Origin of the sequence: Myxococcus sp. AM011 (assembly GCF_013372595.1) — a bacterium.
GTDB classification, from domain to species: Bacteria; Myxococcota; Myxococcia; order Myxococcales; family Myxococcaceae; genus Myxococcus; species Myxococcus eversor.
Genome location: NZ_JABXEM010000187.1, coordinates 1 through 23,534, shown reverse-complemented (window position 1 = coordinate 23,534; position 23,534 = coordinate 1). Strand labels below are relative to the sequence as shown.

Annotated in this window: 18 protein-coding genes; 10 read left to right on the top strand and 8 right to left on the bottom strand. The window is 69.4% G+C overall.

The annotated features are described in order from the left end of the window. Positions 1-143: 143 nt before the first annotated feature. From HUW62_RS31920 to HUW62_RS31910, 3 genes are all read left to right on the top strand, one after another. Entirely contained in the window at positions 144-602 is a 459-nt protein-coding gene (locus HUW62_RS31920; protein ID WP_176436546.1) for a PaaI family thioesterase, read from the top strand. 124 nt (positions 603-726) lie between these two features. Continuing rightward, the gene (locus tag HUW62_RS31915) at positions 727-1,500 is read left to right on the top strand and encodes a DUF4142 domain-containing protein (RefSeq protein ID WP_176436545.1); all 774 of its coding nucleotides are present in this window, start codon (positions 727-729) and stop codon (positions 1,498-1,500) included. A 161-nt stretch (positions 1,501-1,661) separates the two neighbouring features. Beyond that, the gene (locus tag HUW62_RS31910; protein WP_163870800.1) at positions 1,662-3,608 is read left to right on the top strand and encodes a sulfatase-like hydrolase/transferase; all 1,947 of its coding nucleotides are present in this window, start codon (positions 1,662-1,664) and stop codon (positions 3,606-3,608) included. A gap of 72 nt (positions 3,609-3,680) precedes the next feature. Here HUW62_RS31910 and HUW62_RS31905 read toward each other — a convergent pair whose 3' ends face one another. Beyond that, the gene (locus HUW62_RS31905) at positions 3,681-3,977 is read right to left on the bottom strand and encodes a pilus assembly protein N-terminal domain-containing protein (protein ID WP_163870801.1); all 297 of its coding nucleotides are present in this window, start codon (positions 3,975-3,977) and stop codon (positions 3,681-3,683) included. A gap of 354 nt (positions 3,978-4,331) precedes the next feature. On the opposite strand from HUW62_RS31905, the gene HUW62_RS31900 reads away from it, so the two are divergent. Then, positions 4,332-5,414, top strand: coding sequence for a M48 family metallopeptidase (locus HUW62_RS31900; protein ID WP_176436544.1), 1,083 nt, complete (start codon positions 4,332-4,334; stop codon positions 5,412-5,414). 334 nt (positions 5,415-5,748) lie between these two features. Here HUW62_RS31900 and HUW62_RS31895 read toward each other — a convergent pair whose 3' ends face one another. Further along, entirely contained in the window at positions 5,749-6,090 is a 342-nt protein-coding gene (locus tag HUW62_RS31895) for a hypothetical protein (RefSeq protein ID WP_176436543.1), read from the bottom strand. A gap of 419 nt (positions 6,091-6,509) precedes the next feature. Here HUW62_RS31895 and HUW62_RS31890 point away from each other — a divergent pair, with 419 nt between their 5' ends. From HUW62_RS31890 to HUW62_RS31880, 3 genes are all read left to right on the top strand, one after another. Beyond that, positions 6,510-7,862: an RtcB family protein gene (locus tag HUW62_RS31890; protein WP_163870803.1), complete on the top strand. Its 1,353-nt coding sequence runs from the start codon at positions 6,510-6,512 to the stop codon at positions 7,860-7,862. A gap of 69 nt (positions 7,863-7,931) precedes the next feature. After that, positions 7,932-8,840, top strand: coding sequence for a TIGR02266 family protein (locus tag HUW62_RS31885; protein WP_163870804.1), 909 nt, complete (start codon positions 7,932-7,934; stop codon positions 8,838-8,840). A 149-nt stretch (positions 8,841-8,989) separates the two neighbouring features. Beyond that, positions 8,990-9,481, top strand: a complete 492-nt coding sequence (locus HUW62_RS31880; protein WP_163870805.1) for a cupin domain-containing protein — start codon at positions 8,990-8,992, stop codon at positions 9,479-9,481. On the opposite strand, the gene HUW62_RS31875 is transcribed toward HUW62_RS31880, so the two are convergent. Then, positions 9,478-11,790 carry a PAS domain-containing sensor histidine kinase gene (locus HUW62_RS31875; protein ID WP_240357146.1) on the bottom strand — a complete coding sequence of 771 codons (2,313 nt, stop codon included), beginning with the start codon at positions 11,788-11,790 and terminating at the stop codon, positions 9,478-9,480. The genes HUW62_RS31880 and HUW62_RS31875 overlap by 4 nt on opposite strands. Before the next feature lie 131 nt (positions 11,791-11,921). Next, positions 11,922-12,467, bottom strand: coding sequence for a hypothetical protein (locus tag HUW62_RS31870; RefSeq protein ID WP_163870806.1), 546 nt, complete (start codon positions 12,465-12,467; stop codon positions 11,922-11,924). Positions 12,468-12,649: 182 nt separating this feature from the next. On the opposite strand from HUW62_RS31870, the gene ppk1 reads away from it, so the two are divergent. Further along, positions 12,650-14,812 carry a polyphosphate kinase 1 gene (gene ppk1 / locus HUW62_RS31865; protein ID WP_163870807.1) on the top strand — a complete coding sequence of 721 codons (2,163 nt, stop codon included), beginning with the start codon at positions 12,650-12,652 and terminating at the stop codon, positions 14,810-14,812. Between the two features lie 356 nt (positions 14,813-15,168). Here the strand turns inward: ppk1 and HUW62_RS49715 are convergent, their stop codons facing one another. After that, positions 15,169-16,302, bottom strand: a complete 1,134-nt coding sequence (locus HUW62_RS49715; RefSeq protein WP_163870808.1) for an App1 family protein — start codon at positions 16,300-16,302, stop codon at positions 15,169-15,171. A gap of 156 nt (positions 16,303-16,458) precedes the next feature. Between HUW62_RS49715 and HUW62_RS31855 the strand changes: the two genes are divergently transcribed. Further along, the gene (locus tag HUW62_RS31855) at positions 16,459-16,890 is read left to right on the top strand and encodes a DUF6209 family protein (RefSeq protein WP_163870809.1); all 432 of its coding nucleotides are present in this window, start codon (positions 16,459-16,461) and stop codon (positions 16,888-16,890) included. Between the two features lie 44 nt (positions 16,891-16,934). Here HUW62_RS31855 and HUW62_RS31850 read toward each other — a convergent pair whose 3' ends face one another. Next, complete coding sequence (locus HUW62_RS31850) at positions 16,935-18,122, bottom strand: L-dopachrome tautomerase-related protein (protein ID WP_163870810.1); 1,188 nt, start codon at positions 18,120-18,122, stop codon at positions 16,935-16,937. A 191-nt stretch (positions 18,123-18,313) separates the two neighbouring features. Here HUW62_RS31850 and HUW62_RS31845 point away from each other — a divergent pair, with 191 nt between their 5' ends. Beyond that, the gene (locus tag HUW62_RS31845) at positions 18,314-20,356 is read left to right on the top strand and encodes a hypothetical protein (RefSeq protein ID WP_176436542.1); all 2,043 of its coding nucleotides are present in this window, start codon (positions 18,314-18,316) and stop codon (positions 20,354-20,356) included. A gap of 23 nt (positions 20,357-20,379) precedes the next feature. On the opposite strand, the gene HUW62_RS31840 is transcribed toward HUW62_RS31845, so the two are convergent. Further along, positions 20,380-22,236 (bottom strand): glycoside hydrolase family 15 protein, encoded by a 1,857-nt coding sequence (locus tag HUW62_RS31840; RefSeq protein ID WP_176436541.1) that lies wholly within the window; start codon positions 22,234-22,236, stop codon positions 20,380-20,382. Positions 22,237-22,248: 12 nt separating this feature from the next. Beyond that, on the bottom strand, positions 22,249-23,337 hold the full coding sequence (locus tag HUW62_RS31835) for a glucose 1-dehydrogenase (RefSeq protein ID WP_176436540.1): 1,089 nt from the start codon (positions 23,335-23,337) through the stop codon (positions 22,249-22,251). Positions 23,338-23,534: the final 197 nt, after the last annotated feature.

Sequence of the window (23,534 nt, the reverse complement as noted above, 5' to 3'; positions counted from 1 at the left end):
CCCCCACGTCCCCCTCATCGCCGTGGCCGAGTGCTACCGCAGCACGCGTCAGGTCGCCTTCGTCCGCGCGCTCGTGCACCAGGGTGACAAGAGCAACCCGGTGGCCTCCGCGCAGGGCACCTTCATGCGGCTGGAGGAATGACATGAGCGACGCCAAGTCCCCCTCCGTCCTCGCCGAGCTGGTGCACCAGGTGCGCAAGACGCGCGAGTACGGCCGGCTCACCGACGCCATCCCCTACACGCGCTTCATGGGCATCGGCGTGGAGAACCTGGCCGGGGAGATGCTCTGCCGGATGCGCTACACGCCCAAGCTCATCGGCAACAGCTTCATCCCCGCGCTGCACGGCGGCACGCTGGGCGCGCTGCTGGAGTCCTCCGCCATCTTCGAGCTGCTGCTCCAGACGGAGACGCCGCGCGTGCCCAAGGTCATCTCCGTCACCGTGGACTTCCTGCGCTCGGGCAAGGCGCAGGACACCTTCGCGCGCGCCTTCATCACCCGCCAGGGACGTCGCGTGGCCAACGTCCGCGTCGAGGCCTGGCAGGACGACCGCACCCGTCCCATCGCCAGCGCGCACGCCCTGTTCCTGCTCGCGGAGCCCTGACACCGACGGCGGGGAGGGACCCACCGGGGACGGAGCCCCTGTCCGCTCCCCTGGTGTGCCCTGGCCACCGGTGCTTCGTCATCGCCACCTTGCCACCGGGATGTCCACATCCGGGAGGCTGGCGATGATGCGATGGAACGGTTGGATGCTGGTGGGCGCGCTCATGCTGGGCGGCGCCGCGGGAGCGCAGGACAACCAGGGCGCGAAGGCGTCGGACACGCCGACGACACAGAGCGACGGCACCGGCGACAGTCAGGGCATGATTCGCATGGGCGAGGGAGATGCCGTCGACCACGCCGAGGACATCCAGAAGGACCCGAGCGCCTGGCCCGGCACCGGCGGCGCGGGCCAGCCCGACGCGCAGGCCGCGAAGTGGATGCGCGAGGGCCTGATGCCCATCCCCACCGAGGAGAAGGCCTTCCTGGAGGAGCTGCACCACGCCAACCAGATGGAGGTGCAGATGGGGAAGCTGGCGCAGAAGAACGGCACCTCCCAGGCCGTGAAGGACTTCGGCGCCCGCATGGAGCGCGAGCACGGCAAGGCGGACGAGAACCTGCTCGCGTACGCGAAGACGAAGAAGCTCCAGCTCGGTGAGCCGAAGGCGGACTCGTCACTCGCCAAGACGATGCAGAGCGCGGAGAGCGCGACGATGGAGAAGCTGCAGGCGCTCCAGGGCCCCGCGTTCGACCGCGCCTATCTGGCCGCCATGGTGGGCGACCATGACGTGGACATCGCCAAGGTGATGGCCGGGCAACAGCAGTTCGCCGACAACACCGCGCTGAAGGCGATGCTCGACAACCTGCTGCCCCAGCTCCAGCAGCACCGGCTGAGCGCGTATCGGCTGCTGGGCCAGGAGACGCCGCGACAGGCTCGACAGGCTCCGCGCGGCGGTCGCTGAGCCCCCAAAGCGCGTCCGGGGTGAACGCACCCGCGTTCCCCTGCTACGCGGGACATCGGGGATGTACCGAGAGACGCGGGACATCGGGTGGATGGGGATTGTGGGCATGGCGAGTGCAAACTCCGGCCCCTCTCCCCGTTTCATTCCGGAGCCCTGGCCCCATGTCCGAAACGTCGCGTCCCAACATCCTCCTGCTGACGGTGGATCAACTCATGTTCCCCCGGTTCGCCTACGGCCCCGAGGGAGGGTTCCTGCCGGGCATCAAGGACATCCTCGGCTTCATCGACGAGGGCGGGGACGACAACCCCTACCAGAAGTTCTTCCCCGGCTTCACCGCGCTGCGGAAGAACGCCGCCATCTTCCGCAACCACACCATCGCCACCTCGGCCTGCATCCCCAGCCGCGCCGCCATCTACACGGGCCAATACGGCACGCGCACCGGCGTCACGCAGACGGATGGCCTGTTCAAGAGCGGCGACGCCGCGGCGTTCCCCTGGCTGGAGCCCGACGGGATTCCCACCATCGGCCACTGGTTCCAGAAGGCCGGCTACCACACGCACTACTTCGGCAAGTGGCACGTCAGCAATCCACCGGACCACTCGCTGAAGGAGTACGGCTTCGATGACTGGGAGCTGTCCTATCCGGAGCCGCACGGCTCCTCCGTCAACAACCTGGGGACGTTCCGCGACATGGGCTTCGCGGACCTGGCCTGTACCTTCCTGCGCAGGATGGCGCTGGGTCAGCCCTACAACCGCGCGCTCGCCCAGCAGTCCTATTCGGCGCCGCTCGCCGCCGGGCCCTCCACCACGCCGCAGCCGTGGCTCGCCGTCGCGTCCTTCACCAACCCCCACGACATCGCGACGTATCCCATCCTGCCCCGGCAGATGGACTCCGAATCCCGCCCGCTGGGTCCGCTGCACGTGCCGTCACAGACAGCGCGCTCCGTGACTCCCGTCGCGGGCAGCCTCTCCATCCTCCTCAACCCCCAGGACTTTCCGCAGGAGAACGCGCACCTGCCTCCCAACGTGCACGACTCGCTCGTCAACAAGCCGAGCTGCCAGCGCGACTACGCGTACAAGATGGGCCTGGCGCTCGCGGCCAAGACGGGGCTCGTCCTGCATCAGGCGAACGAGAACATCGACGCCGTCTCCGTCACCCTCAACTCGGGCATCCCCTTCCAGCTCACGGCGGCCCCGGATGTGTCCACGCTGCGCTTCGTGCAGTACTACACGTGGCTCATCCACGTGGTGGACGCGCACATCGCCCAGGTGCTGAAGACGCTGGACGAGAGCGGCCTGCGCGAGAGCACCCTCGTGATGTTCCTCTCCGACCACGGTGAGTACGCCGGCGCGCATGGCTACCTGATGGAGAAGTGGCACACCGCCTATCAGGAGGCGCTGCACGTGCCGCTCGTCGTCCAGTTCCCTCCGAAGAAGGACGTCGCGCCGACGACTCGGCAGATTGAAGCGCTCAGCAGCCACGTGGACGTGCTGCCCACGCTCCTGGGACTCGCGGACATCAAGGGCGTGGAGCTCGACGCGATTCGCACGGACTTGCGGCTGCACCGCCCGGTACCTCCTTTCGTCGGCGCGGACTTGAGCCCGCTGGCGCGCGGAGAGACCACCACCGTGACGGAGCCGGACGGCACACCCCGCGCCGGAGTGCTCTTCATCACCGACGACGAGATTACGGAGACGCTGCCTCACACCGGCGACCCGCACCAGGCGCACGACGATGCGCTGTTCAACGTGTTCTCGCGCGCCGTCGACGCCCTGCGCGAAGGCACCACGAAGGCGGGGAAGGTGCCGGAGCTCAGGCCCGGCGCGGTGTGCCAGCCGAACCATGTCCGGTGCGTGCGCACGCCGCGCTGGAAGCTGTCGAGGACGTGGGACCCGTCGGGCGAGTACGCCGACCAGTGGGAGCTCTACGACCTCCAGAACGACGCACTGGAGCTGGAGAACCTGCTCGTGTTCGACGGGGCGTTCCCCACGGTCATCTCCACGCTGCCCAAGGGACTGACCCACGACGAGGTCGAAACCGCCGCGCGCGAGACGCACGCCCTGCTCGGGAAGTACGAGACGGAGAAGCTGTCTCCCTGGCCCGCGTAGTCGCGAGGCCGTGGTGACGGTGAAGCCCGCATGTCCACCGAGGACATGCGGGCTTTCTTGCGTGAGCGCGGTCTACTTCTTCTTCGCCGCGCCTTCCGTCACCACGACGGTGTACGCGAGTCGCTCGCCGTTGCGCTTCCACACCAGCATCGTCGTGGTGCCCGCCACCTTGCCGGTGACTTCAATCTTCCCCTTGCCCAGGGTCTTCACTTCCGCTGTCTCGGGGTCTCCCAGCGCCAGCCGCGACAGGCCCTCCATGTCGAGCACGCGCTGCTCGCCCGCCTTGAGTTCGATGCGCTCCTCCGCCGCCGCGCTCGTGCCCACCAACGCCAGCGCCATCAGCGAGAGTCCCACCAGTCCGTTCCGCATGCGGTGTGTCCCTTCCTTGGGTGAGTCGAGGCGCGTGTTCGCTACGCCTCACTTCAGTGACACCCGGCGCCACCCCATGTCGCACGCGCACCCCTCAATCGCCTCCCTGCCGGTGCACGGAAGGCTTTCATTGTTACAGCGCGGGGCTCCTTTTCTACAGGGTCTCCCTTACGTCGCGAGTCTGGGTGCGCGGCTCGCTTCACCCTGGAGTGCGCGGTGGATGCTCGCCCGAAGACGCGCTTTCGCGCCATGGGCCAGTGTCCCCGGTGGACGGTGGACTGTTCACACGGATGCGCGCGCCTCGGCATGTACCCTGCTTTCCCCCGCAGGGCATCCGTTCCGGAGGACAGGACGATGAGCGAGCGCGCCCAGGCCCAGTTGAGAGCGTTGAAGGAAGCCGCGCAGTTGCTGTTCTCCCAGGGGCGATACGCCGAATGCGCGGAGGTCCATTCGCGCATCCTCCGCATGGTGCCCAAGGACCCGAACGCGCGAGTGCGTCACGCGGAAATCTGTCGTCGCGCGGGGGACCGACAGGCCGCCATCGCGTCGTATCGCACGGCGGCGGAGCTGCTGCTCGCGCAGGGCTGTGAGGCTCGGGCCCGCGCTTCCTTGAGTGCGGCGCTGGAGTTGGACCCGAGGGACCCGGTGCTCATCTCGGACTTCACGCGCATGGGGCAGGCGGCGCGGCCACCGTCGACCGCGTTGGAGGACGAGCGGCTCTACAGTCACGTCACGGTGAGCGAGGCGCCGGTGGTGGTGGCTCCGCGCACGGAAGCTCGCGTGAAGACGCCTCCTCCTCCGCCTCCTCCGTTCGTGCTGCGTGCCGCGGAAGAGACGCGTGCATCGGGGCCATTGCCCTCGGCGCCGGCCATTGCTCCGGTGAAGGTGAAGCCACCGGGGCCCGTGACCCGGGCGCCCGTGCCCGACTCACCGTCGATGCCAAGCTCGTTCCCGCCTCGCGGTGCTGTCGCGCCACGCCAGGTGGAAGCGCCGCGTGAAGTGGCCCTTCCCGTGGTGAAGGGGACGCTGGTTCTGGAGCAGACCCCCGCGGCTCCATGTCCGAGTGTGTCCGTGGCTCCTTCTCAGGCACCGCGCACGACCGCGACCTTGTCTCCGGCCCAGGCACTCCATGCCACGGCGAGCACGACCGCACCCGCGCCTCGCGAGCTGCCCAAGGTGGAGGTGAGCGCGAGTCTCTGGACCACGGGGGCACCCGTGACGGTGACGCCGGTGACGAACTATCGGCCCGAGCTTCGGTGGCTGAACCCCAACACCGTGGCCCTGAGGGCCTCGCCCCAGTCTCACTGGGTCATCATCCGCGCGGACGGGCCCTTGTCCTTGAGCCGCATGGAGTCACTGCCCGTGCCCGCTCGCGACGTGCCCTCACCAGCGCCCGTCGCCGCCATCGAGGACAGCTCACCCCTCATCGCGCACTGAGGAACACGCGCCTCCATCCTCCGGGGCGCGGGCCATGCGTCCGCGTCTCTCACGGCGGCTTCGAGGTCTCCGAGGTGACTCGAGGCCCACTCTGTTCCGGTATCTGGCGTGAGGCGTCACCGAGTCCCACGACGACACCGTCTCCGGTGAGCGTGTGGCCGAGCACCTCTGCTCACCGTCGAACAACGCCGGGTGAAAGAGAACGCGCTCCAACCCATGGGCCCGCGCATCCTCGCCCACCGTCGCTGACACGTACCGCCTGGCGGAGCGCCTCCACGACACGGAGGCGCCTCCAGCCTTCAGTCTTCACTCCAGGACTCGCGCCGCGCGCGGACTACATCGGCACGGACTTCTTCGGGTCGAAGCGCTTCTTCTCGTGCGTCGCCGGAGGCTGTGCGGCCTTCTCCTGCTCCTCCGTCTTCGCCGGCTCCGGCTCGCGGCTCTCCAGCACCGGGGCCTCCGCCTTCTCCTCCGGCATCTGCGCCTTCACCGGCGCCTCGCAGTGCCCACCCTTGCGGTTGGGATGGCAGTGCCGAATCCCATACACGTGGTGACAACCGCACGCGTCGACGCGCTTCTTCGCGCAGATCGACGGATTGAACACCGGCCCCGCCAACGAATCCGCCGGCACCGCCTGCAACGCCACCGCCAGGAACATCCCACCGAGGAAACCCATCGCCCACCCCCTGCCTGGATAGGAGATGGATGGGCCTGGAGCCGGAATGCGGCAAGTCCTTCGCAGATCCAATTCCCGCGCTTCGCACGCGAGCCGACTTTCGGTCGACCGTCCGGGTGTGCGCGCCAGGCCTCGGGGCCCCCACGAGAATGCGTTGCCGACGTCGGGACGGCAACAGCACCCACCCTCCACCCTCGTCCCCAGGTCCGGGGCGGCCGCCACCCACGCACCGCGTCGCGCCCTTGCGCAAACGCCCGTTCTCCGAGGGAAAACCTCGGGAATTCGCTCGCTTTCCCGCCCGCTCTCCCAGCATCCTCGGAGCCTCGGGCGAACCCGGGCGCGACGGTCAGCTTCTTTCGGACGCTCCCGTCCCTCGCGCGTGTTCACCCCTGTCCAGGGGCGTCAGGGGAGGCAATGCCATGAGCTGGAAGCAGCGGTTGGAGAAGACGGCCGAAGGTCACTACGTCCTTCCGAAGACCAAGAGCATGAAGGTCGACGCGGACCTCTTCCTGTCCGACAAGCTCCTGTGGGGCGAGGGCCCCGAGATGCCCGGCCTGGAGGACGCCGTTTTCGATCAGGTGGTCAACGCCGCGTCCTTCCCCGGCGTCACCCGCGTCGCCGTCACCCCGGACTGTCACGTGGGCTACGGCGTCCCCATCGGCACCGTGGTGGAGACGGACGGCATCCTCCTCCCCACCGCCGCCGGCTACGACATCGGCTGCGGCATGGTGCAGTTGCAGACGTCCCTCAACGCCGAGGACGTGGCGGACCCCGCGAAGCGTCGCCAGTGGATTGAGCAAGTGACTCGCCGCATCGCCGTGGGCGTGGGCGCCAGTCGCGTGCAGGCGCAGCGCAAGGTGTCCGACCGCGCTTTCGCGGAAGTCGTCCGCCACGGCGCCAAGGCCCTGGGCCGCGGCTCCGCCGTCACCGAGCGCGACTTCATCCCCGTGGAGGACGACCGGGTGGACATCCCCGAGCGGGCCTATGAGAAGCGCGGCCAGTTGGGCAGCCTGGGCGGCGGCAACCACTTCACCGAGATGCAGGTGGATGAAGAGGGCCGCGTCTGGGTGATGCTCCACACCGGCAGCCGGGGCTTCGGGTGGAACATCGCCAAGACGTTCTTCGTCAAGGGCGCCGCCCAGTTGGGACTCAAGAGCCGCAGCGAGGACTTCGTCTGGCTCGACGCCGACAGCCCGATGGGCCGCGAGTACTGGAACCTGCACAACATGGCGGCCAACTTCGCCGTGGCCAACCGGCTCATCATCGGTGAGGCCGTGTGCGCCGCGCTGGAGGACGTCTTCGGCGGCACCGCGAGCGTCTATTACGAGATTTCCCACAACCTCATCCAGAAGGAGGCCGGGAAGTTCGTCGCCCGCAAGGGCGCCACGCGCGCGTTCCCCGCGGGCCACCCCGCGCTCAAGCGCACCACGTGGGAGGGCACCGGTCACCCCATCCTGATTCCGGGCTCCATGGAGACCGGCAGCGCCATCCTGTTCGCCGAGGAGGGCGCGTCCAAGTCCATCTACTCGGTGAACCACGGCTCCGGCCGGCGCCTGTCCCGAGGCGAGGCCCGGCGCGTGCTGAACCAGGGCGCCACCGACGCGCGGATGGCGGAGTCCGGCATCATCCTCAACACCCGGCAGACGCCACTCGACGAGTCCGGCCCCTGCTACAAGAACCTGGATGACGTGCTGGAGACGGTGGAGATGGCGGGGCTCGCCCGCATCGCCAAGCGCCTCAAGCCCGTGGCCTGCATCAAGGGCGCGGATTGACCCACACGCGAGTGGGACGTGGACTTCCCGGGGAGCCTGCTACAGTGGCGCCCCTCTGGAGTCCCAAGAATGACCTCGCCGCCCCCTGCCGCCCGCGTCCCCCCGTCGGGCCCCCGTGAGGCCGAGCTGGCTCGCGCCGAGAGCGAGCTGTCCGCCCAGGAGTCCCGCCTCGCGGAGCAGGTGACGCGCGCCCTCGCCGACACCGCCGCCCTCGCCTCCCGGCTGGATGGCGTGCGCGCCGCGCTGGCCCGGGCCCACCAGGAACCCGACGCCGACCCGCAGGTGGGTGAGCAGGCATCCAGGCTCCAGGCCGCTCGCGTGCCCTCGTTGGACGTGGAGGCCGCGCGCGAGAAGGCGCTGGAGGCACGCGAGAAGGCGTTGGAAGCACGCAAGCGGATGGGGACGGAGGTGCAGGCCGCGCTGCGCATCCAGCAGGAACAGACTGCGCAGGTGGCTCGCGCGGTGGCGGACGCGGAGGCCGCGCTGAAGCAGCAGGTGGAGTCCTCCGCGGCCAGGACGCGGGCCCGCCAGGAAGCCGCCGCTCGCGCGCGTCAGGCGGAGCTGGCGCAGGCCGCCGCCACGGTGAAGACGCAGGGACAGCCGCACGAGGCCCCCTCGCGCGCCTCGGACAGCGCGGAGGCCCGGCGCAACGGGCGGGTGCGGATGCACACGTCCATCGACATGCGCAGCGACTCCAACTTCTTCACCGGCTTCTCGATGGACATCAGCGAGGGCGGCGTCTTCATCGCCACGGTGGACGCGGTGCCACGCGGCACGCAGGTGGAGCTGGACTTCACGCTGCCGGGCGGCCGGCCCATCAAGGTGACGGGCGTGGTGCGCTGGGTGCGCGAGTCCAATCCCCGCATGCCGGACCTGATGCCGGGCGTGGGCGTGCAGTTCACCGGACTGCCGCATGAGGTGGCCTCCGTCATCTCCTCGTTCGTCACCACGAGAGACCCCATGTTCTATCCAGACTGAAGCCTGACGCGCTTCGTCGGGTAGTCGACCCAACCTCGCGCCCGGTTGTCCATGAGCGGCGTTGGCGGACTCAAAAAGACAGACATCCGGACCGGGGCTCGGGCATGGTGGCTCGCGGACTTCGCGTCCCCACAGGAGAACTCCACGGTATGAGTGCGCCCACCCGAAGCCCCACCGCCAGCAGTGCCCGTCCTCCCCGCTGGGACTCCGGCCGCCGCGACGATTCCCCCACCGGAGAGGCCTCCACCAACGAGGTGAGCACCGACGTGGCGCCGCCCTCCGTGGACAAGGTCAACCTGGCCCAGAAGCTGGCCCTGTTCTCCGAGCACTGGTCTCCGAAAGTCGTGGGTGAGCTGAACGGCCAGCACGTCCGGCTGGCGAAGCTCCTGGGCCCCTTCACCTGGCACCACCACGAGAACGAGGACGAGATGTTCCTCGTCCTGCACGGCCGGCTGCGCATGGAGATGCGCGAGCGCACCGTGGACGTGGAGCCCGGGGAGTTCATCATCATCCCCCGAGGCGTGGAGCACCGGCCCGTCGCGGAGGAGGAGGTCCATGTCCTCCTCTTCGAGCCAGCCGCCACCCTCAACACCGGCAACGTCCGCGAAGAGCGCACGGCCGATACGATGGAGAAGCTCTAGCCCCCGTCAGCAGGGGCAGGCGCCGGCTCGCCCGTGTCGTCCTCCCGCTCCGCGCCCAGCTCCATCAAGGGCAGCTCCACCGTGAAGGTGGAGCCTTCGCCCGGCGTGCTGTCCACTCGGACGGAGCCCGCGTGCGCGTCCACCAGCTGGCGGACGATGTAGAGCCCCAGCCCGAAGCCCGCATGCCGGCCCGCCGAGGGCACCCGCGCGAAGCGGTCGAAGATGAGCCGCTGCGCCTCCGGAGCAATGCCCTCGCCGAAGTCCCGCACCACCAGCCGCGCCCGCGCCAGGCCCGCGCGCTCCACCCGCACAATCACCGGCCGGCCCGCGCCGAACTTCAGCGCGTTGGACACCAGGTTCGTCACCACCCGGTCCAACCGCAGCCGGTCCCACTGCCCCACCAGCCCCAGCTCCGCGTCGAAGACGAGCTTGCTGCCCACCTCCGTCGCGTGCGCGGCGAAGCGCTCCACCACCTCGTGCGCCAGGTCCGCCAGGTCCACCGGCGCCACGTCCAGCACCAGGCGCCCCGCGGACAGCCGTGACAAATCCAGCAGGTTGAGCAGCAACTGCCCCAACCGCTGCGTCTGCTTCAGCGCCGTGCCCAGCCCGTCCCGCACCTTCTCCCGCTCCACCGAGAGGTCCGTGCGCAAGAGCTTGCGCAGCAGCAACTGGAGCGTGTTGAGCGGATTGCCCAGGTCATGCGCCGCCACGCCGATGAGCTCCACCGCCTCGCGCGCCTCGCGCAAGAGCCGCGCGTTGTCCAGCGCCAGCGCCGCGCGCCCCGCCAGCTCCTCCATGAAGACCTGGTCCGCGAGCGTCAGCCGCCGCTCCGGCAGCGACATCAGCAGCACCAGCACCCCCTGCGTCCGCCCCCCCGCGCGCAGCGGCACCGACAAGGACGAGCGCACCCCCACCTGCTCCATCAGCCGCAAGTGCTCCGCGTCCGCCGCCGCCTGCGCCAGCATCTCCGGCGACACGTCCTCCACCCACTGGGAGCGCCCCGTGCGCATCACCTGCCAGAGCCCCTGGGGCGCGTCCGTCGGGGGCGTGTAGCGCCGCACCGACTCCCACAGCCACGCCTCCTTCCGTGCCTCCGCGTGCTTCACCGCCCGGGGCCTCAACTGCCCGGACGGCGTGAGCATGTACAGGAGGCACCCGTCCGCCACCTCCGGCACCATCATCCGCGCCAGCTCCGCCACCATCTCGTCCGGGTCCAGGTACTGCTGGAACATCCGGCCCGCCTCCGCGAACAACCGCTGCGTGCGCTCGGCGCGCTGCCGCTCGGTGATGTCGCGCGTCACCGCCGCGTAGCCCCGCACCTCGCCGTCGTCATCCAGCAGCGTGTTGATGAGCGCCTCCGCGAAGAAGTGCGTGCCGTCCTTGCGCGTGCGCCACCCCTCCGTGCGCAGCCGCCCGTCCCGCCGCGCGCGCGCCAGTTCCTTCTCCGGCAACCCCAGCTCCACCGCCTCCGGCGGGTAGAAGCGGTCCACCGGCTCGCCCACCACTTCCGCCGCTTGATAGCCGGTGATGCGCGTGGCCCCCGGGTTCCAGCTCGCCACCCGGCCCCGCTCGTCCAGGAGCAGGAGCGCGTAGTCCTGCACGCCCTCGACGAGCAACTGGAAGCGCTTCGTGCTGGCCTCGGCCTCCTCGCGCAAGGGGCCCAGCCGCCGCAACAACACCCACGCCAGCACCCCGGCCAGCGCCAGCCCCAGGCTCGCCGCGATCAACGTGAGCACCAGGACGCGCTCGTCCACCTCCACCGCCGACTGGATGCCCAGCGCGAGCCGCTCCTCCACGCTCGCGCACAGCTGCTGGAGCGCTTCATAGGCACGCAGGCGCGTGTCCCCCACCCGCTCCTCGAAGAGCACCTCCAGTCGCTCGCGGGGAACGCGGTTGGAATGCGCCACCACCATCTCCCGCACGGCCTGCTCGTGCTCCTGCTCCGCGCGCATCGCGGACTCCAGGAGCGACTCCGCGGGCTCCGTGTCCAGCCGGGACTTCAGCCGCTCATGGATGGCGATGAAGCGCTCGCGCGACGCCACCATCTCCTCGGCGAAGAGCGCGTCGCCCGACAGCGCATAGCCCCGCTCGCTGGACACCTTGTCGCTGAAGGCCCGGCGCAGGCGCTCCACCTCCAGCAGGTCCATGGACAGCTCGAGCAGGCTCGCCTTGTGGGTGGAGCGCACCGACAACAGCGACACCGCCGACGTCACCGCCAGCGCCAGCGCCACCACCAGGGACGCGATGAAGCCAGCGCCGACACGCTGGGAGTACGTCCACGGCCGCCCCACGCCACCCCCCTTGCGCACCAGGACCCGGCCTCCTGCCCGACGCCTGGCACAGCCCAGAAGGTGGCCCCGCTGGCCATGCACCCACACCCCCGCCCATGGGACGGCTTGGCGTCAGGTGCCGGGCACTCCTCGGGACAAGGATGAAGCGGCTAACGCGAGCCCGCCGTGGACGACGGGGCCGCCGCTTCCGGAGCGCCCGCGGGCACCGGCGCCGAATCTCCGGCCGGGGCCTGGAAGGTGCCCGTCTCAGGCTCCACGGCCCAGGCGGAGAACTTCCGCTGCGTCACGTCCCGCAGCTTCCCGTCCTCGTAACAGACCGAATAGACGAGGAAGAACTCCTTCTCCACCGACGGCGCGCCGTGGCGGTAGCAGTCCGCGCCCGTCGCATCCTTCTCACGCGCCATGGGGCGGCCGAGCAGCGCCATCACCTGGTCCGTCGTCATCCCCCCATGCATGGACTTGAAGCCGTGGTCGGTGATGACCTGGAATGTGGGACGCTGCTCGCGCACGAAGGTCCAGAACACCCCCGCGAGCACCACCGGCACCAGGGCGGCCAGGAGCGCCAGCGCCCAACGCCCCCGGGAGGCCTTCTGGTCTTCCTTGTCATAGGCCGAGAAGAGGTTGCCAGCGTCCGTCTGCTCGGCGGCCAGGGAGGCGTGCGGGAGGTTCTCTGTCGGGCTCACGTCGACTGACATGCCGTTCCAACAGCGCGGATGCAAGAAACTCCACGCCGCCCCCCCGGTAACGCCCGCCCGGCAACTTCCCGAGCCGGTGCCTGGCGCTGGAGGGCTTCCTTTCGTGACAACGGAGTTCACAATCGGTGAGAGCCCAGCCTGCTACATCCCCCGCCAAGGTGGGAACCGGGAGATTCCAAAAGATGGCGAAGCGAGGCGCCGCCGGACGCAGCGTCACCCCCCAGAAGCCCCTGGAGCGCGATGCCCTGCCCGCGGGGGCGGAGCCGGACGAGGGGATGTTCTTCAACCGGGAGCTGTCCTGGCTGGCCTTCAACGACAGGGTCCTCCAGCTCGCCGAGTCCGCGGACGAGCCGCTCCTGGAGCGCCTCAAGTTCGTGGCCATCTACGCGCGCAACCTGGATGAGTTCTTCATGATTCGCGTCGCGCGCCTGCACGAGCAGGTGCGCGCCAACGTGGCGCGGCTGGTGCCGGACGGCGCGTCCCCGGGCGCCACGCTCGACAAGCTGCACGAGGGCATCTTCGAGCAGAGCAAGCGCCACAGCGCCATCTTCGAGAAGCTCCTGCGGCCCGCGCTCGCGGAGAAGGGCCTGCGCATCCTCACCGCGAAGGAGCTGGACGCCGACCAGCGCGCCCAGGTGGACCAGCGCTTCCGCGAGCAGATCTTCCCGGTGCTCACCCCGCTGGCCATCGGCCTGGGGCGGCACTTCCCGTACATCTCCAACCTGTCGCTCAGCCTCGCGGTGCTGCTGAGGGACCCGGAGGCGGGCGAGGAGAGCGTGGCCCGGGTGAAGGTGCCCAAGGAGCTGCTGCCCCGCTTCCTGCCCCTGAAGAACAACGTCTTCGTGCCGCTGGAGGAGGTCATCGCCCAGCACCTGGGGGACTTGTTCCCCGGCATGGAGGTGCTGAGCTGGAGCCTGTTCCGAGTCACCCGCGACGCGGACTTCACCGTGTCCGAGGACGCGGAGGATTTGCTCAAGGCGGTGGAGACGGAGCTGCGGCAGCGCCGGTTCGGAGACGTCATCCGCCTGGAGGTGCAGGCGGGCATGAGCCCCAAGCTGCTGGAGCCGCTGGTGGAGGCGCTCGGGCTGGAGTCCCGCCAGGTGTACGAGGAGCAGGGCCTGTTGGGTCTGGGCGACGTGCAGGCCATCGCCTTCGCCCCCGGCTTCCCGGAGCTGAAGGACGCGCCGTGGGTATCCGTCACCCAGCCCCGGCTGCGCCCGGACACGGACACGCCCGAGGGCGTCACGGTGATGGCGGCGATGCGGCGCGGGGATTTGCTCGTCCACCATCCCTACGACTCGTTCGCCACGTCGGTGGAGCGCTTCGTCACGGAGGCGGTGGCGGACCCGGATGTCCTCGCCATCAAACAGACCGTCTATCGCACCTCCGACAGCTCACCGCTGGTGCCCGCGCTGATTACGGCCACGGAGAACGGCAAGCAGGCCGTGTGCATGGTGGAGCTGAAGGCCCGCTTCGACGAGCGCACCAACATCAAGTGGGCCAACGCGCTGGAAGAGGCGGGCGTGCACGTCGTCTACGGCATCCCCTCCCTCAAGACACACGCGAAGGCCATCCTCATCGTCCGGCGCGAAGGCGAGCGGGTGCGGCACTACGTGCACATCGGCACCGGCAATTACAATCCGAAGACGGCGCGCCTCTACACGGACATGGGCCTGTTCACCACGGACCCGGACATCGGCGCGGACGTGGCGGACCTGTTCAACTACCTCACCGGCTTCGGCCGGCCCAAGAGCTTCCGCAAGCTGCTGGTGGCGCCCCTCACCATGCGCGAGGGCCTGCTGGAGCACATCAAGCGCACCGTCGTCGCGCACACGCTGGAGCGCCCCTCGCGCATCCAGATGAAGATGAACGCGCTGGTGGACCCGGGCATCATCCGCGCCCTCTACGACGCGTCGCGCGCCGGAGTGAAGGTGGAGCTCAACGTGCGCGGCATCTGCTGCCTGCGTCCCGGCGTGCCCGGCATGTCCGAGAACATCCGCGTGGTGTCCACGCTGGGCCGCTTCCTGGAGCACGCGCGCGTCTACATCTTCGAGCGCGGCACGGAGCTGCGCTGCTACATCGGCTCCGCGGACCTGATGCCTCGCAACCTGGACCACCGCGTGGAAATCCTCGCGCCGGTGGAGGACCCGACGCTGGCCGCGCAGGTGAAGGACTCGCTGGAGCGCAGCCTCGTGGACAACACCCACGCGTGGGAGCTGCAACCCGATGGCAACTGGCGCCGCCTGACGCCTCCCGCGGGCGCGGACAAGCGCTGGGCCCAGGGCGAAGTCATGGAGCGCGCCACCCGCCTGGCCCAGTTCCAGGGCGGCCGCCCCCTGCCTTGAAGGAGGGCCCCGAACCCCTGGGGCCCCACCCTCCTCAACGCGCCGACGAGGGCCGACGCGTCGTCCACCACGAGCACTTCGCCTTACGGCGCGGGGTGCGAAGCGGAGGACGCGGGCGCGCCCTGGGCTCGCAGACCTGATTGGACGATGACGGACCGCGCCATACGCCTCGCGCTTGCGCCCAGCGCGGAGAGCGTCCAGCGAAACGAATGCACCAGGTGGCCACGCATGACTCGCTTCCTTCAGGGGTGTGGAAACAGAGGACAGACCGGATAATCAGGCGCGCCTGTGCCACAACTGAAGGTCGGAATTCAAGCAATACCTATAAAATAGCGATGATGCTGTAATTTCGTAAGTCAGCCACCAAGGTCCCTGGAGACCTCTTCGCGGCGATGGGCCTCCACCTCGAGGACCTCCTTCCACTGAATCCACCCGGAGCGGGCGGCGTGGCGGGCGGCCGTCGTCGTGTCATCCACGACGACGAGCTGGCTGCCGGCGTCGCGGATGTCGGCGGCGATGAGCTCCAGCTCTCTCGCGCGGCGGGGGTGGCCGGGCACGTTGCGGATGTAGACGCAGAGGACGCGGCCGGGGAACTCGCGGGCGATGGTGCGGTAGTGCTCCGCGTCCTCCTGGCCGCTGTCTCCGATGAGGATGAAGGGCAGGTGCGCCAGGTCCGCGAACAGCCCGCGCATCTTGTCGAGCTTGTGGCCGTGGCCGCCGCCGGGCGCGAAGCCCTGGCTGGACAGGCCCCAGTCGCGCAAGAGCAGCGGGCCGGTGGGGATGTGGTGCAGCGCGAGGAACTCGTCCAGGTGCTCGTACAGGTTCCACGGGCTGCTGGAGACGTAGAAGATGGGGTTGTCCCCCGTCCCCTCCGGGCCCGCCTGGAGCGCGGCGTAGAAGGCATCCACGCCCGGGAAGGGCAGGCGCACGCGGTGCTCGGTGAGGAACAGGGCCCAGGCGCGCTTGAGCGGGTCCGTCACGCCGGTGACGATGACGGTGTCGTCGATGTCGCTGATGACGCCATAGCCCGCGCTCGCTCCGGCCACTCGCACCGGGGCCGCCACGCGGGGCACGCCCGCCGCCTCCGGCGACAGCAGCTCCAGCTCCACCATGTGCCACCCGGAGCGCACGCCCTCCGGCGGAGCCACCCACAGTTCGAGGAAGCCCTCCTCGTCGGTGGTCCCCTCCCAGCGCTTGTCGCCCCAGCGCACCGCCACGTGGGCGCCCGCGATTTCGCGCGTCATGTAGCGCTTGTAGGAGGCCACGGCGCTGCTCCACAGCGTGTGGCGCTGCTTCTGCGGGCGGATGTGCCGGTCCTCCAGGACGCGGGCCTTGATGACGGCGCGCTCGGAGGTGCCATGGCCTCGGTAGGGGAGGATGCGCAGCGGCGGGGCGATGCCCAGCGAGCGACGCAGGCTCCGGCTCATCGCGTCATAGCGGGCGTCGACGCGGACGGCGAGTCGGTAGAAGGCGAGTCTTGGGTCGGCCATGGCGCGGAGCGTAAGGAGTGGGGGAGCCCGACTGTAGAAGACTCCGGGGCGGCTCGCGGGGCAAAGCCGCGAGGAAGTCTTCGCGGCCGGTGAAGCCTTCGGGTTTCGTATCCCGAGAGCCGCACTCTCTTCTCCCTCACGACAAGGAGTCCCGCCATGCCGCGTCACTTCCGCTGGTTGCTGGCCGCTGTCTCGCTGCTCGTCGCCTCGGTGGCCGTGTCACAGACGGCACCGAGCATCACCTTCCAGTCCCCGTCCCAGGGCTGGAATGTCTTCGCCTCCTCCAACCCGCTGCCCTTCGGCGCCGCCGCGAGCATCGTGTTCGACGCCTCACGGCTGACGCAGTGCCGGGGCAACATCAACGCCAACACGCCGGGGTGGACGATTACCGGCCACTACCAGTTCAACAACGGGCCGGTGCAGAGCTTCTGGGTGGCGGGCTTCTCCTCCACGCCCAACCCGCCCGCGCCGTCCATTCCGCTCAACACGCGGGGCGACCTGGCCATCTGGTTCGAGAACACCAGCCGCTGGGGCTGCCAGGCGTGGGACTCCAACTTCGGCAACAACTACCACTTCAACGTGCAGTGACGTGACGGGGGGCGCGCGAGGGCTTCACGGGCCTCGCGCGCTCCTCACATGCCCGCGATGCCGCCGATGCCGGGCTTGAAGCGCCAGATGAAGTAGGGCCCGTTCGCGGCGATGTGCGCCTTGGACTGGAGCATGTGGTGGGGAATGGCGCTGTCGGCCACGTAGAGCCAGCCGTCCGGCCCGTGGTTGAGCGCGTCCGCCCAGCGGATTCGAGGGGACTTCACCAGCGTCTCCAGCCGTCCGTCCGGACTCATGCGCAGCACCGCGCCGTGCTCCACGTCGGTCATCAGCACGTTGCCTTCCGCGTCCGCGCTCAGCCCGTCGTTGAGCGGCTTGCGGCCCACGGCCTGGAGGCGTTGGGCGAGCGCCTCGTCATCCAGGCTGGCGTCGCGCAGGTCCTGGGTGCGCACGCGGTACATGGTGTCGTGGTTCATCGCGGCGAACCACAGCCACTCGTCGCTCGGGTCCAGGGCGATGCCGTCGACCCCGCACTTCAGCGCGGCGATTCCGCCGAAGAACACCATGTCCTTGATGGGATTGCGGATGACGAAGTCGCGAGGGAACACGGACGCGTGTTTCTCCAGCACGCGGCGAGCCTGCTTCGCGGCCACGTCGTAGACGACGAGCGCGGGCGAGCGGCGCCAGAAGCCCACGTCCGCGATGAACACCGTCCCGCCCTTCGCATCCACACGCAGGTCCTGGAGGAAGGAGCCCGGGGGGGCGATTTGCGGCGGGAAGTCGAACTCGTGCGCGAGGTGTCCGTTGGCCAGGTCGAAGGCCAAGAGGCGCGGCACGCCGAGGCCGTGGTTGCCATGGTCGATGGTCCACAGCCAGTCGCGCCGGTCGACGGTGATGCCGAGCACGGTGTCGAAGAGCTTCTTCTGGAGCGCCTCCGCGGGGAACGGCACGGCCTTGCCGTCCACCCACTCCCACATTTTCGCGCCCTCGGGGCGGCTCTCCGGGTGGAGCGTGTAGAACAGGCGCCCCGTCGACGACACCGCCACGTTGCCGATGGGCTCCGCGCTGCGCACCACCTCTTCCAGCGCGCTGTCCGGGAGCAGGGGCATGCCCGTGACGTCCGGGTACGGCTCGCCTCCGCCGTAGCGCAGGCGCACGCCCACCGTCGCGAGCACCAGCAACCCCACGACGGCGAGGACACCCTTGAAGACCCGGAGGGCGCGTGCGCCCGGGGCGGGAGAGGACTCGGGGAGGGATGGAAGCGGAGCGGCCATGAAGGGAACCGGGGAGGTGAGCCCACCTGACGCGGTGGGGCCTCACTCTCCCTCAATACGGAGGCCGCCGACGAGTGGTTCTGCGGCCCGCTTCACCGTGACGTCGCTCGGTGGAGCAGAGGGGCGCCGAGGCCTGAACACCCCTGTCGAGTGACATGGCCTGGCAGTGGCTTCGTGGGTAGTGTCCTCCCATGACGACCTGGACCGCCCATGCCTTCGCGCGGGGACTGGCCGCGCTGAGGCAATTCGCTCAGGCCGAGCCGGAAAACACCCGTCTGGCCCGCGCCGACTTTCCAGCGCACTGGGACCCCATCCGCTTCCCCTGGATGGACACCTCGCTGCTCGCCTGGACGCTTCATGGCCGGGAGGACGCGGAGGGCCGCACCGCGGCGGACCGTCAGTTGCTGACAGCGGGCGCGCGCCTGTCACGCGCGGAGCGCTCCATCCTCCAGGCCCTGGCTGCTTCGTGGTGCTCGATATTCGAGGTCCAGGACGTCCAGTTGGGCAAGAGCCTCCGACTGAGGGACTTGCTCTTCGACGAGGTGCTGGAGTTTCGCGAGCAGAGCCTGACCTTTCAGGTGGTGCCGGGCGATGTCTTCGTGACCTGGGCCATGCCCGCGGGAGACCACCTGGAGCTGACGGGCGGCACGGTGGTCGTCGCCGCATCCCAGCACCCGCTCCTCCTCGACTCCGTGCGCCGTGAGCTGGGCACCTTGCCGCCCCTGGACGACCTCGCGGGGCGACGACGCCAGGTGCGTCGCCGGGCGCCGTTCCTGTTCCGACGCGTGATGGAGCTGATCTCCGAGGAGGCGCCCTCCTTCGACGAGGAAGAGGCCATGGCCTTCGCTGAGTCGCTGCTTCCTCCCCGCCGCCGTGCGTTCCAGGACTTCGCTGGACAGCGGCCTCGCAAGAGGAGGTCCGCGTCGAAGGGCGAGCTCGAGGAGGGCTCGGCGTATGTCTTCAAGCTGGGCCCCATCGACACGGACCAGGACGGGCCGGTGTCCTTCTACATGGCCGTGGAGGCCGGCGGCTACGTGCTCCCTCCCGAGTGTGTCGCGCGGGACGTGGACGGACTGGCGGCCCTGGCCAGAGTCCTGAAGGGCCGGAAGGTCTACTGCGAGAGCCGGCTGGCGCGAGCGGGCGCGGCCTTCGGGTTCGTCTCGCGGCCCGCGCCGCTCTCCATCGTCTCGCTCCGTGCGCACCTCGCCGTGCAGTCGTACTGGATGCCACGCAAGGCGCCGAGGGTGCCTCCGGATGACATGGAGGCCTTTCTCCTGGCCACCACGGCCCTCATCCGCGCGGCCCCGTGGGAGCTGTGGACCAACGGGGAGCTGTTCACCGTCACCCTGGAGGGACGTGTGAAGGGGACGCGTGAGCTTTCCGTGATGGGCAATGGCGAGGCGGAGTTCGGCTTCTCGCTCTTCGACCGGATGGGGTCGGCGGACCGGGTGGCCCGCTCCAGTCCCGCCGTGCCGGGAGTGGACATGCTCATCCCGGACGCCCTGGGACTGACGCTCGATGACACCCCCGCCTGGGCGAGCAAGGCGATTCAGCAGCACACCGGCGTCCCCTTCGTCCCCGACCTGCTCCGGGTCCAGAGGAACAAGCTGCTTCCCGGCGACGTCGAGGACATGCGGGTCGCGACGGCGATAGCGCTCGCGCTGGCGGAGGCGAGACCCGAGGACGCGACAACAGAAACAGAGCTGCGCCTGGGGGACTTCCACCTGCGCGTGAAGCTGGAGGTGCCCCTGCCCCTGCTCACGGGCTTCTACGTGGGCAAGGTGGACCTGGCGAGCATCCCGCTCCAGCCGCCCAAGTCCTCGGGCAAGGCCACGCGCAAGGTGCCCCAGCGCAAGGTCTCCGAGACGCTGCTCGACTTCGCGCGGCCCCTCCTCGAGGACATCGAGAGTTCGGAGAGTCCTCAAGAAGAGCTGTTCACCGTCCTCGCCCTGGCGCTCAGCGCGTGGAACGCCGTCGTGCAGGACAAGTGGGAGCCGGAGAAGGGCTGGGTGGAGCGGGCTCGCGCCACGTTGCGGCGCATGCCTCGCGAGGATGGCGAGTTGATGGAGAAGGACTTCGAGCTGCTGGTGGCGCGCAAGAAGCAGCGTGACTTCGCGGACGACCCACGCCTGCTCACCGGACTGGACGTGGTGATACGCCACAATGGCGAGCTGGGTGTCCAGCTCATCGGCGTGGTGACGCCCGGGGCGTGGAAGGAGTTCTTCGGGGCGTAGCGCCTGTCGATGGCCTGCTGGGGTCAGTCCTTTCGCCCCAGCGTCCGGTCCAGGTTGTACGCGGCGCTGATGAGCGACAGGTGGGTGAGCGCCTGCGGGAAGTTGCCGAGCGACTCGCCCGACATGCCCGTCTGCTCCGCGTACAGCCCCACGTGGTTGGCGTAGCCCAGCATGCGCTCGAAGGTGAGCCGCGCCTCCTCCAGCAAGTCCGGCCGCACCGGGTTCGCCCGCGTCATCGCCTCCACCAGCCAGAAGCTGCACAGGTTGAAGGTGCCTTCGCTCCCAGCGATGCCATCCAGCGTGGCCGCCACGTCGTAGCGGAACACCAGCCCGTCCGACGTCAGGCCGCCCTGCGACGGCGGCTTTCGCATGTGGTCCAGCGTCGAAATCATCCGCGGGTCCACCGGCGACAGGAAGAACACCAGCGGCATCAAGAGGTTCGCCGCGTCCAGCGTGTCCTTCCCGTACGCCTGGATGAAGGAGCCCCGCTCCTCGCTCCAGCCCCGGGCCATGATGTCCTCGAAGATGGCATCGCGCGTCGCGAGCCACTTCGGCCGGTCCGCCGGGAAGCTGCGCTTGTCCGCCAGGCGGATGGCCCGGTCCACCGCCACCCAGCACATCAGCTTCGAGTACACGAAGTGCCGCCGTCCCCCGCGCACCTCCCAGATGCCCTCGTCCGGCTGGTTCCAGTGCTCGCACACCCAATCCACCAGCCGCCGCAGGTGCCGCCAGAAGTCGTAGGAGATGGGCGCCGCGTGCTTGTTGAACAGGTACACCGAGTCCATCAGCTCGCCATAGATGTCGAGCTGGAGCTGGTCCGCCGCCCCGTTGCCGATGCGCACCGGCTTCGCGCCGCCGTAGCCCTCCAGGTGCGTCAGCTCCACCTCGTCCGGCACCCGGCTGCCGTCCAACGAGAACATCAGCGGCAGCGGCCCGTCCCCCTGCTCCGCGCACCGCGCCTCCACCCACCGCATGAAGGCCGCCGCCTCCTTCTTGAAGCCGATGCGCAGGAACGCGTAGACGGTGAAGGCCGCGTCCCGCAGCCAGCAGTAACGGTAGTCCCAGTTGCGAGTGCCACCGGGTGACTCGGGCAGGCTGCACGTGGGCGCCGCGACAATCGCGCCCGTCGGAGCGAACGTCATCAGCTTCAACGCCAGCGCCGAGCGCTGCACCGTCTCCCGCCACCGCCCCGTGTACTGACAGCCCGACAGCCAGTGGCGCCAGTACTCCACCGTGCCGCGAAAGAGCGCCTCCGCCGACTCATGGCTGTGCACCAGCTCCTCGCACGACACCCGCATCCCATCCCTGAGCGAGAAGACGGCGGACTGGTTCTCCTTCAGCACGAAGCTCGCCGTGACACCGCGCTCCGTGCGCTGCATGGGCACGGAGCTCGCCAGGGTGAGCTGGAGCTTCTCCGACTCGAAGGCTGCCCCACCGGAGATGAGGTGCGTGGTGTGAGTGTCCCGGGCGTAGTTGAAGGCCGGGAAGCACTCCAGCTCGAACGCCATCTCCCCGCGCACCACGCGCACGCGCCGGAGCACCTCGCGCACGTCATCCTCGTCCTCCCGCCCCATGGGCATGAAGTCGATGAGCTCCCCCACGCCGTCCGGTGTGTAGAAGCGCGTCACCAGCACGTTGGTGTCAGGCCAGTAGAACTGCTTGCACAGCACCCCGTCCGGCTTGGGGTGGATGCGCCAGTGGCCCCCCTTCTGGGGGTCCAGCAGCGCGGCGAACACGCTGGGGCTGTCGAAGTGCGGGTAGCACATCCAGTCGATGGTGCCCTCGTTGCCAATCAACGCCACCGTGCGCAGGTCGCCAATGACGCCGTGGTCCTCGATGGGCACCGAGCCCCCCGCCGTCGTCTGTCTGCCGTCCCGCATACGCACCTCGCCCTAGCTGAAGGTGATGACCTGCTTGATTCCCTTGCCCGCCTTGCCCGTCACCACGTCGAGGAAGTCCTCCGGCGGATGGCGCGAGGTGATGAGCCGCTCCAGCCCGCCCGGCCAGCGGGCCCTGAAGCGCGCCAGGTCCTCCAGCGCCGCGTCGAAGTCCGTGGCCGCCGCGTTCACCGTGCCCAGCAGCACCTGGTTGCGCAGCACCACCTGCTTGAGGAACTCCTCGCCCGCGAGCGACAGCGGCTGCTGGTCCGACGGCACCCCCGTGAAGATGAAGACGCCGTTGTTCGCCAGCGTCTTGAGCGCGTCGAACGCCGCCTTCACCACGCCAGTGGCCTCATAGATGAGGTCCGGCTCCCCCACGCTGCGCACCAGTTCGTCCGGGGACACGTCCTTCGTGGAGAGGTAGGGCGCGCCCGCGGCCTCCGCCGCCTCGGCCTTCGGGTTGGGCTTGCTGCTGTGCGAATACACGGTCGTGGCGAAGCCCCGCCGCAGCAGCGTCAGCACCGCGAGCTGTCCCACCGGCCCCGCGCCCAGCACCACCGCGCGCCCCGGCGCGGGACGCCATGGCAGCCGCTCCTGGATTCGCTCCCACTCGCGCAGGCCCTTCTCGGCGATGGTCAGCGGCTCGGTGAGCACGGCGACCTCGCGCAGCTCCCTGGGGACGCGGTGCACATACGCCACGTCCTCCACGAAGCGCTCCGAGCAGAAGCCATGGGCCTCCTTGATGCCTCGCTCGGTGTAGTCCCCGGTGATGCAGAAGTCCGGATGGCCGCCGCGACACGCGGGGCACGTGGCATGGGGACACGGCCTGCGCACGCGCGGCACCACGAGGTCTCCGACCTGGAGTCCCTTCACCGCCGAGCCCACCTCCACCACCTCGCCCAGACACTCGTGGCCGAGGATGAGGAAGTCCGAGCCGGGCGGCGGCGTGCCGTAGGAGAACGAGACGATGTCCTTGTCCGTGCCGCACACGCCTGTTTCGAGGGTGCGCACCTTCACCTGCGTGGGGGACTGGAGCCGTGGCTCGGGTGCGTCGATGACGCGCACCTCTCTCTTCACGGGAAAGACGGCGACGGCCTTCATGCGCGGCTCCTGCCCTTGCGAGTGCCGAATCCTGGTTGAGGTGTTCACCGTGAGGGCGGGACACCAGGGTCAAGGGTTGGGGGGTACACAGCGCCCGGTCGCCCGCTGACCAGCGGCGGATGTCGACGAGTGCACGAAACCGCTGCCAGCCGGAGGCGACCGGTCTATGAGTGGAGCCCGTGAGCGAACCCCTCCCC